The following is a 17173-nucleotide window of genomic DNA, read 5'->3' as shown; positions in this document are numbered from 1 at the left end:
GTTGCTTTTACTTAAGCTCGGGCCAGTAACCCTTGTTGGCCTCGATCATGTCGTCGAGAACCTCCTTGGCGACCTTCATCGAAGGCACGGTCTTGTTCAGCGTAAAGGCCTTGAGCGCCTTCTCGTAAGAACCCTCGATCGTAGCCTCGACCACGAGCTTCTCGGAGTTCAGCTGCTGCATCATGAGGCCCTGCTGGAACAGAGGAATGTTGTCGCGGCTGATGACCTCGGGGCCATTCTTGCCAATGTAGGCAGGCAGCTCGACCATAGCGTCGTAGGGCATGTTGGGGATAGCGCCCTTGTTCTCGCAAATGACCAGGAAGCGCTGCTTGGTGTCGTTCTTCAGAGCGATAGCCAGATCGGCAATCCAGTCGCCGTGGCTGCCCGCATAGAACGTGCTCTCGTCGATCTCGCCCGTCTTCTCGTAGTGGTCGATGCCGTCGAAGAGGTTCTTCTCACGCGTCTCCTCAACCTCGTTAGCACGGGTGCGCTCGGGGTTGGAATGCTCGACGAACTCCTTCTGCTGCAGGTAGTAGTTCAGATACGTGTTGGGCAGGTACTCCGGGAAGCACTCCATGATCTCGTACTCGCCCTTCCAGACGTAGTACCAGCTGCCCTTGGTGTGGCGGTTCTGCTCGGGGTGCTCGTCAGTGGCCTCCTCGGGCTTCTTTGCCATGAGCGAGCCCATGCCCTTGAGGTAGGAGTCGGGCAGCAGAATCTCATGCTCCTTGATGTACTCGCGCAGCTGCGGGAGCACCTCCTCGCCCTTGTGGCGAATCGAGGTGAACCAACCAAAGTGGTTGAGGCCAAAGTAATCGTACTCGACATCCTTCTTGTCGATATCGAGTGCGGCGCAAACCACGTCGATGATCGCGATCGGCATGTCGCAGATGTTGATGATGCGAGCGTTGGGACGCAGCACGCGGCAGCCCTCGGACACGATGGCAGCAGGGTTGGAGTAGTTGAGAATCCAGTAGTCCTTCTTGGCGTACTTCTCAACGTCATCGATCAGCTCGACCATGGGGAAGATGGTGCGCATGCCGTAGGCAAGGCCGCCGCAGCCGCAGGTCTCCTGACCCACGCAACCGTGGCGCAGCGGAATCTTCTCGTCCTGCTCGCGCATGGCATAGCCGCCCACGCGCATCTGGGCAAACACGAAGCTCGCGTCGGTAAAAGCCGTCTTTTTATCGGTGGTCACCGTGAGCTTGATGTCCAGGCCGAGGTCCTCGTGCAGAATCCAGTCCACGAGCACGCCGATCTTGCGCTGGCGCTCCTCGTTGATGTCGTACAGACGAATCTCGTCAACGTCGAGCTCGTCCTTGCGCAGGGCAATGGACTTGACGATGCCAGGGGTAAAGGTGGATCCGCCACCACACAGAGTAATGATCATTGTTTACTGCTCCTTCTCAATTGCGTTTTCGACCTTGTCGCGCATCTCGGCGACCTTCATGCCAAAGATGATCTGGATATTGTTGCCGTTGCGGTTGATACCGCTGTTGGGCACGTGGTTGATGAGGTCCTCATTGATGAGGTCCGGGTTCTTAACGTTCACGCGGAGACGCGTAAAGCAGTTCTCGAGCTCCTCGATGTTGTCCCTGCCACCAAGACCTGCGACCAGGTCGGCGATACCCGCGTCAACACCCTGCGCGGGAGCATCGGCGACAGCGCCCTGCTTCACCGCGACAGACGCGGCGGCCTCGCCCTCGGCAACGGACTCAGCAAGCTCGGACTCTTCCTCGCGACCAGGCGTGTGGAGGTTGAGCTTCTTAATAAGGAAGGTGAAGAGGAAGAAGTACAGAGCGGCGTTGACGACTCCGAGCACCAGCATGACCGGCCAGTTGGTCTTGTCGACACCGAGGACCAGGTTGGAGACCACGATGTTGATGATGCCGCCTGCAGTCGAAGCGGGCACGGAGAGGACCTTGAGCAGAACCAGGAAGATGCCGGAAAGAACCGAATGAACGACAAAGAGCACGGGAGCGGCAAAGACAAAGAGGAAGTCCATGGGCTCGGTCACGCAGGAAAGCACGGCGGTGATGATCAGCGGGATGATGACAGCCTTGGTCTTGTCCTTGTTCTGCTTGTAGGCGGTGAAGATAAAGGCGAGACCGATACCGATGTAGGGCCACAGGTTGTTGAAGGTGTAGCTGTTGAAGTAGGTGCTATCGGAGAAGGGCTGGCCCGTCATTGCCATCTCGGCAACACGGATGGGATAGGCGCCGGCGATAACCTGATCGCCCAGCGTCAGGGTGCCACCCACATCGGAGAACTGGAACGGGGTGTAGATGAGGTGGTGCAGACCGGTGGGAACGAGCAGCTTGTTGAGCATGCCGTAAATAAAGAGGCCGATGTTGCCGGATTCCTTAATAATGCCGGCGACGGAGGAGATGGCACCCTGAACCGGAGGCCAAACGATGCAGAAGCCCGCGCCCATGATCCAGGAGATGATGATCATGATCAGGAACGGGAAGCGAACGCCCGAGAACATCGAAAGGGCAATGGGGAACTGCTTGTTCGAGTACTTGTTGAACACGGCGCCCGTGATGCAGCCCAGGATGATGCCGCCAAACACGCCGGTATCGAGCACCTGAATGCCCATAACGGTGCTCTGGCCGGTTCCAGTAAGGCCGAGCATGCCGCTCGCTTCGGCAAGAGAGCCGGTGGCGTTGAGCACGATGTTGTTAGCCTGCAGGAACAGGAAGAACGACATCAGGGCGATCAGCGAAGCATGGCCCTTGTTCTTCTTTGCCATGGCGCCGGCGATGCCCACGCAGAACAGAATCGAGAGGTTGTTGATGATAAACATCAGCGACTGATAGACAACGGCGCCCACAAGCTGGAACGGACCGGAGCCCAGCACAGGGATCACGGCGCAGATGGTCTTGTTGGTCAGAATAATGCCCACGATGAGCAAAATGCCGGCAACCGAGAGATACATCATCGGCTGAACGATCGACTTCGCGAACACCTCCAACGGCGCTTTGAAATTGAACTTCTTTTTTGCGGTCATAGCGGTACTCCCCTTCCTTTTCCGCAAATTAAGACAGATGTGCCCTGGACAAGACCGTGAGCCTTGCCTTATATCAATCGATGTGTGGGCACGTTATGCCTAGAGACCAGGTTCTCCAAGCAGGTTAACAATGTGATATGCGAGATAACTCTTCTCGGCATCGGTAACGACAACGTTATAGGTAGACGCCAAGTGGTCGGCAATTGACTCCGCACACGAGAACGCCCTCGGATACGCCGTTTCATCGATACGGAACAGCGCGTCGCCATTGACCTGCCCCGCCGCGGGATCGAGCGCTCGCTGCGCAAAAAACTGCAGATGGCGAACGAAACGCTCGTAAGGCAACGAGGTGACGTCAAGGGTCGTAGCATAGTGCTCGGAAACAATCGCGAGCACGTCGCGAACAAGCTGGACCGAAACAATCAGACGGTCAGAGCGCTGCGGCATGGTGGCGTTGACGATATGCAGCGTAATAAAACCCTGCTCTTCTTCGCTCATCTGGATGCCCATATACTCCTTGATAATCTGCAGCGCACGGCCCGCAAGCGCATACTCCTTGCGATAGAACTGCTGGATCTCGAGCAGCAACGGATTCTCGCAGGGAACGCCCTTGCGCTCGCGATCGAGGGCGAGGCTGATATGGTCTGCGAGAGCGATGAGGATCTTGTCATTGATATCGACATTGAGCTCTCGACGAAGCATCTGAACGATGTCCTCGGAAATCACGAGGTTGACGGTGGGGATGGACTCCAAAAGATGTGCCAAGCGGTCAATCGTACGCGAATCCTGAGAAGTGCCCTCCTGCAGCGCATAGGTCTTTTCGACCGATGCTTCATCGATAGCGTCGCCGGCATGACGGCCAAAGCAGAGGCCTCGACCGATGACGATGAGCTCGGAGCCATCGTCCGAAGTGACCATTGCGACGTTATTGTTGAAAACTCGCTTGATAACCACGGTACCCACCACAAGAATTTACTCGGAAAGCCAGACGACAGGCTCTTTAACAGCAACAGGGCCGGAAGCATGCTCACGAAGAGTCGAGTTCTCCGAGCGCTCGCACACGATAACGAAGACCGTGGGGTCGAAGCCAGCGGCGCGAACCGCGTCGAAATCGACCTCGACGAGGGGCTGGCCTGCGTCGACATGGTCACCCTGGGCAACAAGCGCATGGAAGCCCTTGCCCTCAAGTTTAACAGTGTCGATTCCGATGTGCAGCATCACCTGAGCAGAGCTGTCGTCGGACATAATGCCCAGCGCGTGCTCAGTCGGAAACAGCGCCGCGACGGTACCGGAAACAGGAGCGCACACGGTCTTCTCTTGGGGAACCACGGCAACGCCATCGCCCACGGCACGGCTGCTAAAAGCGGGGTCATTGGTATTTTCTAGATGAACAAGCTCGCCAGAAACGGGAGCGAGGATTTCGAACTCGGAGGTCGCAGTCTTCTGCTCATCCGAACCGCCCATCAGGCGAGAAAAGAAACCCATGGTGGCATGTCCCTTCATAAATATAGCCCAACCAAAATCAAGCGAATGCATCCATAGAGACACACCCGTTCAAAGACTTTGGTTAGGCCCACGTCCGAGGGACTCGGTAACCTTCCGCATTTCTTTTTACGGGAGTTATTGTAGACAAGCCCAAAGCCAGAACAATCATTATGACCGGTGAGCGGTATTTTTTCTTCGATAAACGGTATTTAGGCGGCACTTAGGGACGTTCCTTTCCCGCCGGCACCCAGGGACACTCCTTGCAGCAATTTCGCATGCGTTAGATGAAGAGCTCGCATTCCTTCCGCACGACGCAAACCTTGCTCAGCATCTGGGAAACAGCGGATAGCTTGTTGGGATCAAGCTTGCGAGCGCCTCGCGGGCATACGGCGATGCAGCGCATGCAGGAGATGCACGCCTCGTCAGCTGCTCGCTTGGGGTCGCCCTTGTCGATAGCACAAACGGGACACGCCGCGGCGCATGCACCGCAGGAGACGCATTCCTCTGTTGCCTCGGGTGCCATACGGCGACCTCCAGCTTGTTTATAAGGACGATTGCCGGGGATAGAGGGCTCGGACGCATCCTCAGCCAACAGCTTTTGCTGAATTTGCTGCGCAAACTCTGCGAGCTGCGCCGCATCCTGCGCATCCGGTCGCCCAGCAGCAAACTGACGAGCAACGGAATGCTCAGCAATAGCAGAAACAGCTGCAACCACCCTAAATCCGGCGCGCTTCGCAACGTCCTCCAGCTCTACGAGCGTGTCCTCAAACGCGCGGTTTCCGTATACACAAACCAAAACAGCCCGAGCCCCGTTGCCGCGCACCATGCCCAACCGGTCAGCCACCACAGCCGGGATTCTACCGGCATACGCCGGCACAGAGATTACGGCCACGTCGTCCTCAGTCATCGAGACAGCGCTGAAATCTAGCCCGCTATCGGTCAGATCGACGGTAACGGTATTATTGTCCAGCGCCCCGGCCACAAGGCCAGACACCTTCCGCGTTCCACCCGTCGGACTAAACACAATTTCGAATACGCTCATCGAGGCACCCTCTCCCTACGCCTGGCAACGCGTCAAGCCGTTTTCACATTCAGACAGAGTATACGGCGCATGGGGGGGGAGCTCCCCGTTTCGGTGCGCCAGGCACCCCAATGCACCCACCCTACGCTGTCTGCCTCTTCGTTTTGTATAAATTACGGTACAGATTGTATATATTTACGGGATACCGCCGCGTTCTCCTGAGGTACCCCATCCTGGCCCGTGCAAAAAACGGAGTATTCTGCAACGTGACCGCGCCAGCACCGCCGCGGGTGGGCAAAACTGTAGGGCGCCGTATCATTCTAAGTCCCGACATGGCGAGAATGACGCGCCCCCTGCTCCGGAAAACGGCGAAATCTGACTCGGAACGCTCGCTAGGGATATCCGAAGGCCACCGTTGGCGACGTCGAATCATATGCAGACAACTCGAACTACAGAATACTCCAAAAAATGCACGGCGCACCCCATGGGACCCATTGCCGCATGGCAGGAAACAGGCCCACGGCATCCTCTAGATGCATTCCCGAGGAAATCACATTTGAACTAGCGATCGGATACGGCAAACAAAAAGGGCCCCGAGCATAATCTGCTCGGGGCCCAAACTCATCTCGCCTCACCGCGCGACGGGTGTGTTACTTGCGCTTGCCGCCGCCGTCACCGGGGCGACGGGAGCTGCCGCCGCGCTTGCCGCCGCGGCTGTTGCCATAGCTGCCACGGTTATCGCGACCGCCGGCACGGCCGCCACGGGAGCCTGCCTGGTTGCCGCCACGCCCGCCGCGATAGCCGCCACGGCGCTCCTCGCGGGTGTCGTCGTAGTTGCGCCAGTCATCGCGACGATCGCGGCTGGCACGCGGGTCGCGACGATCACGCGACTCATTCGAACGACCGGCGCCGCTGCGGCCACCGTTGCCACGAGCACCCTCGCGACGCTCGCCGCCACGGCCACCCTCGCGGCCTCCGCGCTCGTCAAAGCGCTTGCCGCCGCGGGTACCACGCTCGTCACGCGAACCACGGCCTTCGCCACCACGGCGCTCATCGCGCTCGCCATCGCGACCGGAGCGACGACGGTCACCCGAGCCGCGCTTGCCGCCGCGCGAACCACGGCCCTCGTCCTCGCGCTCAACACGACGACGACCGCCACGGTCCTCGTCCTCACGACGACGGCGGTGTGCCTCGCCCTGGAACTGCTTGGCACGACGCTCGGCGCGGTTGCCGCGCGCAGGCTGCTCAGCGGCACCAGCACCAGCGCGTTCCTCGGCAGCCACCTCGCGAGCCACGCTCTCCACGGCCTCGTCCACGCGAGCCTGAACGCCCTCGCGCACGCGGGTCTTGCCGCCGCGCTTGGGACGGCTCGGGCGCTCGCCGTCGCCACGACGCTCGTCGCGACCGCGGTTGGAACGACCAGCCACGTCGCCGTAATCGTCGCCGTTACGCTTGCCGTCGCGACGCGCCTGCTCAAGCTTCTTCTTGCTCTTGGACTTGCCGCGCTTGGTCTTCTTCTTCACCTTAAAGGCGGCAGGATCGCGCTCGGGATCGACGGCGGGCGGGTTGGGACCCACATGCAGTTCGCCGGCTTCGTAGATGTCGGCGGTCTTGTCCATGAGCTTCTCGATCTCGTAGAACTCGTCCACGTCCTGCTCGGTCACAAACGTGATGGCCCAGCCCAGCTCGCCGGCGCGGCCCGTACGGCCAATACGGTGGATGTAGTCGGTCGGCTCGGCCGGCACGTCAAAGTTCACGACGTAGCGCACGTCGCTAATGTCGATGCCGCGGGCGAGAACATCGGTTGCCACCAGCACGTCGACGGTGCCGTCGCGGAAAGCCGAAAGCGCGCGCTCGCGCTGGGCCTGGCTACGGTTGCCGTGAATCGCGGCAGCCTTGATGCCTTTACGCTCCAGACGACGGCAGCAGCTGTCGGCGCGGTGCTTGGTGCGCATAAAGACGATGGTGCGCTCCGGGCCCTCCTTCTTGAGGAACTCGGGCAGCAGGTTGTTCTTGGCCTCGATGGACACCGGGAACACAAACTGGTCGACGGTGTCGGCGGTCGACGTGGCGGGCGCGATCTCCACGCGGGCCGGATCGCTCACCAGGTCGGTGATCTCGCCCACGGCTTCCTCGTCAAGCGTCGCCGAGAACAGCAGCGTCTGGCGCTCGGACGGCGTCTCGCGCACAATGCGGCGGACGGCGGGCAAAAAGCCCATGTCGAGCATGCGGTCGGCCTCGTCGAGCACCAGTACCTTGACCTCGTCCAGGTGGCAGGCGCCCTGCTCGATCAGATCGACCAGACGGCCCGGCGTGGCGACCAGGATATCGCAGCCGTACTTGAGTGCCGCGGTCTGCGGCTTGTAGCTCACGCCGCCCACGACGGTCACGGCAACGTGGCCCGTGACGTCGGCGATTTTGCTCGCGACCTCGTCGATCTGCTGGGCAAGCTCGCGCGTGGGGGTGATGACGAGCATCACGGGACCGCGACCGTTGCCCTCGGGCTTCTTGGCACCGCGACGGCGGTTGCGGCCGCTGCGCTCGCGCACAGGCTTGGGCGGAGCGATGTGCTCCAGGTTGTTCATGGTCGGCAGCAAAAAGGCAGCCGTCTTGCCGGTGCCGGTCTGAGCGGCGGCAAGCAGGTCGCGACCCTCGAGCACCACGGGGATGGAGCCGGCCTGAACGGGCGTGGGCGCCGTGTAGCCCAGGTTCTCGATAGCACGAAGCATCTCGTCCGAAAGCCCCAGCTCGTCAAAGGCGGGCAGGCTCTCGGTAGCGGACTCAACGGTCTCGGCGGCGCTGGCCTCGTCGGCCGCATCGAAGGCAGCCTGGGTCATGGCCTCGCGGGCCTCGTCCAGAATCTCGGCGTCCGTGACGTCGGATACAGAATTACGCATATGTTGTTGTTCCTTATCTGCACGCGTTATGGGCACGGCATGCGGCCGCGCGGGGCGTGCTTGGTAGTGCGCTAATACATACAAAACAGGTGCGCACAGAGAGGACGTTGCTCAGCACGCTGGCGATCGCTTTGGCAGCCCTATCACGCGCCGTCCAGACGCAGCAGCTCTAAGCGATGGAGCAGATTCGCCGCGGGTTAGTATACCCGTGCTTCGCATGCCCCCACGTAAACCACAGATGACGGAGCGGACGAGACGGGCCTGGGCCGATTGTCTCAATCTGTAACAGTTACGAGACAAAACCGGGTCTACACGTTACAGATTGAGACGAACTCAAACATCGCAAAACATAATCTCGATCTGTAACAGTTAGAGGTCATTTTCCCCGCTAGATGTTACAGATCGAGATGTTTGACATGAGCTGCCAACGATTGAGCAGCCACCCGCATCTGTAGCGAAATGTCATACATTTTCATCCCCACTGGACACCCCCAGGGGGTATGGGTGTATAGTATCGGCAGGTTAACAATTCCAACACCGAACTGCAGAAAGGAGAAACCATGGCTCAAGATAAGTTCGACGTGGGCGGCATGACATGCGCCGCCTGCCAGGCGCATGTGGATCGCGCCGTGAGCAAACTCGACGGCGTCCAAAGCGTCGCGGTCAACCTGCTCGCCGGTTCCATGATGGTCGACTACGACCCCGCGCAGGTCACCTCCGACGACATCTGCACCGCTGTCGACCGCGCGGGCTACTCGGCCTCGCCCATCAGCACGGGCACCGACGCTGTCCAAAGCGGAAGTGCGCAAGCCAGGTCCGGCGCCGCGCATATGGAGTCACCGACCAAAAAGTTGGAGGCCGCCGCCTCTGCCATGCGCACCCGCCTCATCGTCTCGATCATCTTCCTCATCCCGCTGTTCTACATAGGCATGGGGCACATGCTCGGTTGGCCACTGCCCGGCGTCTTCACCGACCATGCCCACAGCATGACGCTCGCCCTCACCGAGCTCGTCCTGCTCATCCCCATCGTCTATGTCAACGACGCGTACTTTATCAATGGGTTTAAATCGCTCGCGCACGGCGCGCCTATCATGGACGCCCTCATCGCCGTGGGCGCCACCGCGTCCATCGCCTGGTCGCTCTACGCCATGTTCATCATGGCCGACCAGCTAGCCGCAGGTCAGGTGCACGAGGCCATGATGACGAGCATGGACAACCTATATTTTGAGAGCGCCGGCACCATCCTGTCGCTCGTCACCGTGGGCAAATACCTCGAGACGCGCAGCAAGTCCAAAACCGGCGGCGCTATCGAGGCGCTCATCGACTTAGCACCCAAGACCGCGACCGTCGTGGCCGAGGACGGTATCGAGGCCACCGTCGACGTCGATGCCATTCTGCCCGGCCAGGTGCTGCGTGTGCGCCCCGGCGAGTCCATCCCCGTTGACGGCGTGGTGCTCGATGGCAGCTCGGCCGTGGACGAAAGCGCGCTCACCGGCGAATCCATTCCCGTGGAGAAGACCGCCGGCGACACTGTCAATGCGGCCACGGTCAACCGCACGGGCTCGTTTACCTTCCGCGCCACGCGTGTGGGCGCCGATACGTCGCTCGCCAAGATTATCCAGCTCGTCGAGGACGCCAACGCTACCAAGGCGCCCATCGCCCGCATGGCCGACAAGGTCGCCGGCGTGTTCGTGCCCGTGGTGTTCGTGATTTCGGCCGCAACCTTTGCGGTGTGGATGGCACTGACCGGCAGCATAAACGAGGCGCTCACCTCCGCCGTGGCCGTGCTGGTGATCAGCTGTCCGTGCGCACTGGGTCTGGCCACGCCCGTCGCCATTATGGTGGGCACCGGCAAGGGCGCCGAAATGGGCATTCTGTTTAAGAGCGCCGAGGCGCTAGAGAACCTGCGCAGCGTGGGCGCCGTGGTGCTCGATAAGACGGGCACCGTCACCCGAGGCAAGCCGGCCGTGACCGATATCGTGGTTGCCGCACGTGCCGACGGCTCGCCCACCATGAGCGAAAAGGCGCTGCTCAAGCTGGCCGCCGCGTTGGAGCGCTCGAGCGAGCACCCGCTGGCCGAGGCGATTATGGCCGAGTGCGAGTCGCGCGGAATCGTCGCGCGCATGGTCGAGGACTTTGCTGCCGTGCCCGGTCGTGGCGTTACGGCACGCGAGGGGCAAAACGCCATTGCCGCTGGTAACGTGTGCCTGATGAACGAGTTGGGCGTTACCGTGCCCGCGGGTCTTGCCGAGCAATTTGCTGCCGAAGGCAAGACGCCGCTGTTCTTTGCCAAGAACGGCGAGCTTGCCGGCACCATTGCCGTGGCTGACGAGGTCAAGGAGACGAGCGCCGAGGCCATCGCCGCGCTCCGCAAGCTCGGCGTCGACGTGCGCATGCTCACCGGCGACAACCGCGTCACTGCCGAAGCAATCGCCCACCGTGTGGGACTCGACCGTGCGCAGGTCATCGCCGACGTCCTGCCCGCCGACAAGGAACGCCACGTGCGCGAACTGCAGGATGCGGGCAGCAAGGTCGCCATGGTGGGCGACGGCATCAACGACTCCCCCGCCCTGGCGCGCGCCGACGTGGGCCTTGCCATTGGCACCGGCGCCGACATCGCCAAGGAGGGCGCCGACGTGGTACTCATGCGCAGCGACCTCATGGACGTCGCCCGCGCCATCGAGCTTTCGCGCGCCACGATCCGCAACATCAAGCAGGACCTGTTCTGGGCGCTGTTCTACAACGGCATCGGCATTCCGCTGGCGGCGGGCGTGTTCTTCCCGCTCACCGGATGGCAGCTCTCGCCGATGTTTGGCGCTGCGGCCATGAGCCTGTCGAGCGTGTGCGTCGTAAGCAACGCTCTACGCCTGCGAACCTTTAAGCCGAAAGTGGCAAAATAGGCTCACCATTAAGTCCATTTAGAACGGGTTTTCCAGGTGCCCGAGATTGACCTGAAAGAGGAGCGACGCGTACTTTGGTACGCGAGCGACGGCTTGAAGGTCAAGGTCGGGTGCCTGGGAAAGCCGACATAACAGAGAGGAATACCCATGCGTTACACAATCAAGACTTCCGGCCTCATGTGCGGCCACTGCGACGCCACCGTCGAGACCGCGCTGCTCAACGTTGCAGGCGTGACCGACGCCGACGCCGATCACGAGACCCAGACCGTCCAGGTGGAGTGCGCCGACACCGTGACCGCTGAGCAGCTCGCTGCCGCCGTCGAGGGCGCCGGCGAGAAGTTCCACGCCCTGTCCGTAACCGCCGCGTAGCAGCTGCCGCACCAACAGACACCGCTGTCCAACCAGCCCCTCAGAAGTTGCGGTGAAATAGTTCCGGTTTAAACGCTTTAAGCCTTCAATCAGGAACTATTTCACCGCAACTGAGGGTGAGGCATTTGAAGGATTGACCAGAAACGAGGACCCGCCATGATGGCAGACCATAAATCGGTGACCCGCATGCTCAAGACGGCACGCGGTCAGATCGACGGCATCCTGCGGATGGTCGATGAGGACCGCTACTGCGTCGATATTTCTACGCAGCTCATGGCCACACAGGCGCTCCTCGCGCGCATCAACGCCGACGTGCTCAAGGCGCATATCGAAGGCTGCGTGACTTCGGCAATCGAATCGGGCGACGAGGAGCTCAAGGCCGCCAAGCTTGCCGAGATTGAACGCGTCGTCGACAAGCTCTCCAAGTAATTGGGGCATTGGGAACAATCTTCTTTGCACCGTCTTGGTGTTCTGGGGACAGGTATGCTTGCACCACACTGGTGCAGATTAACCTGTCCCCCTTGCTCTAAATCGGGTATAAAGGCGTGCAGTATATCGAACGAAAGGCAATTCGCATGAATGACTTTATGAAGGGTCGCAACGGCGCCGATGAGCTCACCGTCGTGTTGGGCTTCGCAGGCATTATCATCGCGATGATCGGGTCGATGGCCCGTATCCAGTGGCTCAGCTGGATCGCCATCGCCGTGATCGCGCTCGGCGTGCTGCGCGGTCTGTCCAAAAACATCGACGCGCGCCGCAAGGAGAACGATGCCTTTGTCACGGCGACCGCAAACGTCCCCGGCCTAGGTAAGTTCGTCGCCAGCTTGGGTGGCGGCGCCGCGGCTGCCAACGCCTCGCGCGCGGCCGGCACCAGCAAGGAAGACTTTGAGCGCGCCAAGCGAACGGCCAAGAAGATGTGGAAGGGCCGCAAGACCACGGCCTACCTTAAGTGCCCTAACTGCGGTCAGATGCTGTCCGTCCCCAAGGGTAAGGGCAAGATCCGCGTCACCTGCCCCAAGTGCCACGCCAAGATGGAAACGCGCTCCTAGCGCCCGCACGCGGGACAAATTAATCAGGTTTGTTTGTCCCAAATCTTAAGTATTTGTTCGATAAAAAAGCCGAGGCCTCGTGTTGAGACCTCGGCTTTTTGTATGCGGCAACGGAGCTGTCCCTTTGACTCGTCTACGCCACACCGTCGCGGGCAAGCTCCTCGGCCAACGCCTCGGCAGGCATGGCCATAATCGCGTCGAGCTCGGCGTCCACCTCGGGAATACGCTTCACCTTGAGTTTGCGCACCAGATCACCACGGCACATCACGTACGTCGGCTCACGCAGTGCGCACAGATCATCGAGCGGGTTCTTGCGCGTTACCAAGATATCGGCAGCCTTGCCGCACTCGATCGTACCGGTCTCGCCGCCCAGCCCCAGCAGCTCGGCATTGATCTGCGTAGCCGTATGCAGCGCGAAGGCGTTACTCACGCCGACATACTTGGCAAAATAGGCCACCTCACGCCACATGTCGTACTGCGTCACAAACGGGCAGCTTGAGTCCGTGCCCAGGCCCACCTTAACGCCGGCTTCCAGTGCGGCACGGGCGCTCTCGATGATGCCCGAGCACACGATGTCGCCGTTCTTCTTTTGCGTATCGGTCGAATGGGTCTTTTCTGGATCGAGCAATACAAACGGCAGCGCCGGGCTGATCGTGCAGGTCACGCTCGGCGCACGCCCCTCGAGCTGCGTACCCGCGGCACCGTGATACAACTCCAGGATCTCGGGGGTCATCGGAGCGCCGTGCTCGATTGTGTCGACGCCGGATTTAAGCGCGGCCTTCACACCTTCGGTACTCTCGACATGGGCCATCACCGGAAGGCCCACCTCGTGCGCCGCCTTGCACGCCGCTGCGGCAACCTCCACCGGCATACGCAGCACGCCCGGCTCGCCCACCTCGGTCGCATCGAACACACCGCCCGTTACGAACAGCTTAATGACGTCGGCACCGCGCGCGTACAGGTCACGCACCTGCTCGACTGCCTCGACGGGGCTGTTTGCCACCTGGGCAAACAGCCCCGCGCCATGGCCGCCCGGCACCGTGACGCCCGTTCCCGGCGCTACCAGGCGCGGACCCTGATGCTTGCCGGCGTCAATAGCGTCGCGCACGGCTATATCGGCAAACAGCGGGTCACCCGCACCGCGCACCGTGGTCACGCCACTTGCCAACTGCTGCTGGGCGCTGCCTTTGAGGATGTGGCGGACGATGGAGCGGCCCACGGGATTGTCGAGCTTCTTCATGAGTGCGCCCGCATCGCCCGCCGAGACCGGTTTGCCCGAACCGCACAGATGCACGTGCATATTGATGAGACCGGGCATGAGATACGCACCGCCCAGGTCGATAACCTCGGCACCCGCCGGCGCCTGCGCCACAGCACTCGGCCCCATCCAGGTGATGACGCCGCGCTCAACAGTCACGGCCATATCGGGTTGCGGCTCCATATGCTCCGAGCCATCCAGAATGGTCGCATTGATAAACAACGTAGAACGATCGGCAGACGCCATATCGAGCTCCTCCCTCACGATTAACTTGAACATTTGTCCATTATCGCCCAAGGCGACGGAGATGCAGCCGATGTATCGGTTAACGGAGAAAAGGGAGAATGTGAGGATAGAGAGGTCAGCGCGGCGATGCCCCAGCCGTGTGTGCCGAACGTCTCGATCTGCAACAGTAAACCCGGTTTTTTGGGCTACTAGATGTTACAGATCGAGATCTTTCGGCACCGCGTCCAACCTTTGTCTCAATCTGTAACAGTTAGGTCGATTTTTGGCCTGTAAATGTTACAGATTGAGATATTCTCCAGCCCCGTCGTCAAACGTCTAAATCTGTAACAGGTAGACAGGTTTTCGGCCTCTAGATGTTACAGATTGAGATCTTTTAGCGGTAGCCAACCTTCCGTCTCAATCTGTAACAGTTACGAGGCCAAACGGTCCCTTGTTGTTACAGATTGAGACAAACTCGGCAGGAACAACCACCTCCGCGTCAGTTGCACCCCTTAGCGCCCATACCACTGCCGTCTCCATTCCTCCGCCAGATTGACCCGCTGCGGAATGTTCGCCAGTCTCATCTTTTCAGCCAGCTTCCCCGGATTCTTGAGCTCATCAAACGTAAACCTCAGTACTTTATGTCCGAGCATCGTCAGATGGGACTCTCGCTGACGTTCTGCCACGAATGGGTCGACCGACTCCCGACCCTCGTCGTTCTGCAAGGCATACTTTCCCTTTCCATCGAGCTCGCCAATCACGCACGTCCCGTCCTCGAGCCTCCAGAAATAATCAACGCGAAACACTTGGCTCGAATCAAGCGGGTCACGAAACTCCACCTGCAACTCTGGCACCGGAAAACCGTATGCAATAAAGAACGCCCGGAATCGAGACTCGCCACCGTTTTCGGACAGCCCGTCCGCATGGGACGCAATCACCTGAGCCCTGCGATACCCGCGTCTGCCCTCGCAATCGGCCTGGAGCCGTTCGCAGAGGTCGTCGCGCGATATGCCCTTCGCCCGCAGCGCAGAATCGGCGATCGCCAGACCATACGAAAACGGCGCACGCAGCAGACAATCCTTCACCGTGCGCCAAAACGGCGTCACTCGCACGCCGTCGACGCGCTCAAGCGCACCCGCCGCCTGCGGACGCAACAGCCGGCATCCTGCACTCAGCGGCACCGAGCAACCTGTCTTAACAAGAAATCGCGGCCCAAGCAGATCATTTGGCACCTCCAGACCCCACAAAAGTGCCGCGTCGTAACCCCAAAACGCCCAATCGGGATGAAACTCCGCAAGCCCTTTGATGGTCCGCAGCGCTCGCTCCGTCGGCGTCAACGCATCCCAATCATGCTGAAAACAGAACAGGTGCGACTCAGGCTCCGCAATGTCATCGGTCCCCACATGACGCCGCAGCCACATGAGCTCGGCATTGTCGTGCGTCACAAGCAGCACGCCTAGTTCAGCCGCCTCCGTGAGCCTGGCAAGCATCCTATTCCGCGCCAACGTGTTGCGAGCCGTATGCTTGTGTTTGAGAACGGTATTAGACACTTCCATCACCACCACATCGAAGAAATGGGCCATCGCCGCTGTTGCCGCCGTCGACAAGCGTCTTGATCTGTAACAGGAAGACCAATTTTTGGCCGTTAGATGTTACAGATTGAGACATTCCCCCAGCCAGGTGCCAAACGTCTCAATCGGTAACAGGTAGACGTTCTCTAGACCCCAAAACGTTACAGATTTAGACAAACCAGCGGCGCCCAAGCGTTCGTCTCGATCTGTAACAGGTAGACGTTCTCCAGGTCCCTAAACGTTACAAATCGAGACATAAAGGCAGAAGGCAAGGCGGGCGACAGCCCACCCCTACTCCCATTCCTGCTCGTAAATATTGAGCGACTTCACGTACCGCCCCTGGGCGCCCATGATGTCGCGGACCAGGCGCAAAAAGAAGCTGATGCACGAGGTGTCGAAACCGTCCTCTAGGTCCTCGGGATGCACCGCGCCCGGCCCGTCGACCGCCGTGTCGCTCAGGCGCGCGATGTCATACAGGTAGAGCTGCCCCGCCGTCAGCCAGACATCGTCGACGCACGCGAGTCGCACCGCAATCGCGCCATCGTTCCAGTGCTCCTTTTGCACGATATGTGGGTCGTAGACGTCAAAGCGACGGTCGGCGCGCGTGTCCTTCAGCACGACCATGCCAGTCGCGGGATCCTTGTCCAAAATGCCAAAGCGCGAGAAATACTGCGTGTCGCGTACCTGCTTAAGTCTCCCGAGCGAAGCAGGAGAAATTGACGCTGGCGGCTCGTCCACGTACAGCTCCAACAGCGTCTTGCCGTGGTAATAGGGGCGCTCAAACAGCAGCCAATCGGTAAACGCCATGTTGTAGGCCATGATTTCGTTTTGAGAAGGCTCCTCGCAATAGCTGAGCCACGGATCGACGATAATCTCGAACTGCTCGCGCGCCGGCTCCAGGAATTGAAACTTCCGCAGCATCCAAAAGTGAGCCATGTCGGCAATATCGTTGCCGACGGCTTCGGCCAGCTGTGCTCGGTCAAAAACTTGGTCAGTCATGGCATCCTCCTCAAACTGATGGACCTCAATTTGAGCTTACGAGGAGGGTGGGCAACCGAGGCAAGCGCGGGCAAAATAGGCCGTCGACTGCAAACCAGATGCTAACCAAACACTTGACGGGGCACTTGACCGAATGAGCGCACCGCAAAGAAACCGCAGGTAGACATAGACAGCCAACCCGCCCTTTTGAGCCAGATGCCCGCAGCCACCACAGAAACAACAGGTGGCCACAGCCAAAGAAGTCGACAAATGAACACCCGCACGTCAGCAAACGAACAAATCGCTCGCAAACCCGCAAAGAGTGTCCCCGACGACTAGACAAAAAAGAACGTCCCCAATGACTAGTCGTTGGGTGTTCCTATAGTTTTGTCAACCGTCGGGGCTACTCC

13 protein-coding genes are annotated in these 17173 nt (G+C 60.1%); 4 read left to right on the top strand and 9 right to left on the bottom strand.

Annotated elements, in window-relative coordinates:
• Positions 1-7: 7 nt before the first annotated feature.
• From DW661_RS08510 to DW661_RS08485, 6 genes are all read right to left on the bottom strand, one after another.
• Positions 8-1390: a 6-phospho-alpha-glucosidase gene (locus DW661_RS08510; RefSeq protein WP_117655571.1), complete on the bottom strand. Its 1383-nt coding sequence runs from the start codon at positions 1388-1390 to the stop codon at positions 8-10.
• Positions 1391-1393: 3 nt separating this feature from the next.
• On the bottom strand, positions 1394-3010 hold the full coding sequence (locus tag DW661_RS08505; protein WP_118935350.1) for a PTS transporter subunit EIIC: 1617 nt from the start codon (positions 3008-3010) through the stop codon (positions 1394-1396).
• Between the two features lie 99 nt (positions 3011-3109).
• A complete protein-coding gene (locus DW661_RS08500; protein WP_118935357.1) occupies positions 3110-3964 on the bottom strand; it encodes a PRD domain-containing protein in 855 nt (284 codons plus the stop codon).
• Between the two features lie 18 nt (positions 3965-3982).
• On the bottom strand, positions 3983-4495 hold the full coding sequence (locus DW661_RS08495; RefSeq protein WP_158568433.1) for a PTS glucose transporter subunit IIA: 513 nt from the start codon (positions 4493-4495) through the stop codon (positions 3983-3985).
• A gap of 280 nt (positions 4496-4775) precedes the next feature.
• Positions 4776-5537 (bottom strand): 4Fe-4S binding protein, encoded by a 762-nt coding sequence (locus DW661_RS08490; RefSeq protein ID WP_118935348.1) that lies wholly within the window; start codon positions 5535-5537, stop codon positions 4776-4778.
• 629 nt (positions 5538-6166) lie between these two features.
• Positions 6167-8413 carry a DEAD/DEAH box helicase gene (locus DW661_RS08485; protein WP_118935347.1) on the bottom strand — a complete coding sequence of 749 codons (2247 nt, stop codon included), beginning with the start codon at positions 8411-8413 and terminating at the stop codon, positions 6167-6169.
• Between the two features lie 560 nt (positions 8414-8973).
• Here DW661_RS08485 and DW661_RS08480 point away from each other — a divergent pair.
• The 4 genes from DW661_RS08480 (at position 8974) to DW661_RS08465 (ending at position 12731) form a co-directional block, all read left to right on the top strand.
• Positions 8974-11313, top strand: coding sequence for a cation-translocating P-type ATPase (locus DW661_RS08480; protein ID WP_118206025.1), 2340 nt, complete (start codon positions 8974-8976; stop codon positions 11311-11313).
• Positions 11314-11460: 147 nt separating this feature from the next.
• On the top strand, positions 11461-11682 hold the full coding sequence (locus tag DW661_RS08475) for a heavy-metal-associated domain-containing protein (RefSeq protein ID WP_006235338.1): 222 nt from the start codon (positions 11461-11463) through the stop codon (positions 11680-11682).
• A 156-nt stretch (positions 11683-11838) separates the two neighbouring features.
• Positions 11839-12111, top strand: a complete 273-nt coding sequence (locus tag DW661_RS08470) for a metal-sensing transcriptional repressor (RefSeq protein ID WP_117629570.1) — start codon at positions 11839-11841, stop codon at positions 12109-12111.
• A 146-nt stretch (positions 12112-12257) separates the two neighbouring features.
• On the top strand, positions 12258-12731 hold the full coding sequence (locus tag DW661_RS08465; RefSeq protein ID WP_089572264.1) for a hypothetical protein: 474 nt from the start codon (positions 12258-12260) through the stop codon (positions 12729-12731).
• A 133-nt stretch (positions 12732-12864) separates the two neighbouring features.
• Here the strand turns inward: DW661_RS08465 and DW661_RS08460 are convergent, their stop codons facing one another.
• The 3 genes from DW661_RS08460 to DW661_RS08450 form a co-directional block, all read right to left on the bottom strand.
• Positions 12865-14235, bottom strand: a complete 1371-nt coding sequence (locus DW661_RS08460; protein ID WP_233547484.1) for an amidohydrolase family protein — start codon at positions 14233-14235, stop codon at positions 12865-12867.
• A gap of 491 nt (positions 14236-14726) precedes the next feature.
• Entirely contained in the window at positions 14727-15797 is a 1071-nt protein-coding gene (locus DW661_RS08455; protein ID WP_118935345.1) for a hypothetical protein, read from the bottom strand.
• Positions 15798-16076: 279 nt separating this feature from the next.
• Entirely contained in the window at positions 16077-16784 is a 708-nt protein-coding gene (locus DW661_RS08450; protein WP_118935344.1) for a hypothetical protein, read from the bottom strand.
• Between the last annotated feature and the right edge of the window lie 389 nt (positions 16785-17173).

The organism is Collinsella sp. AM24-1 (assembly GCF_003470325.1).
GTDB lineage: Bacteria > Actinomycetota > Coriobacteriia > Coriobacteriales > Coriobacteriaceae > Collinsella.
Note: the sequence above shows the minus strand (reverse complement) of the source record. Positions and strands in the feature narration are given on the sequence as shown.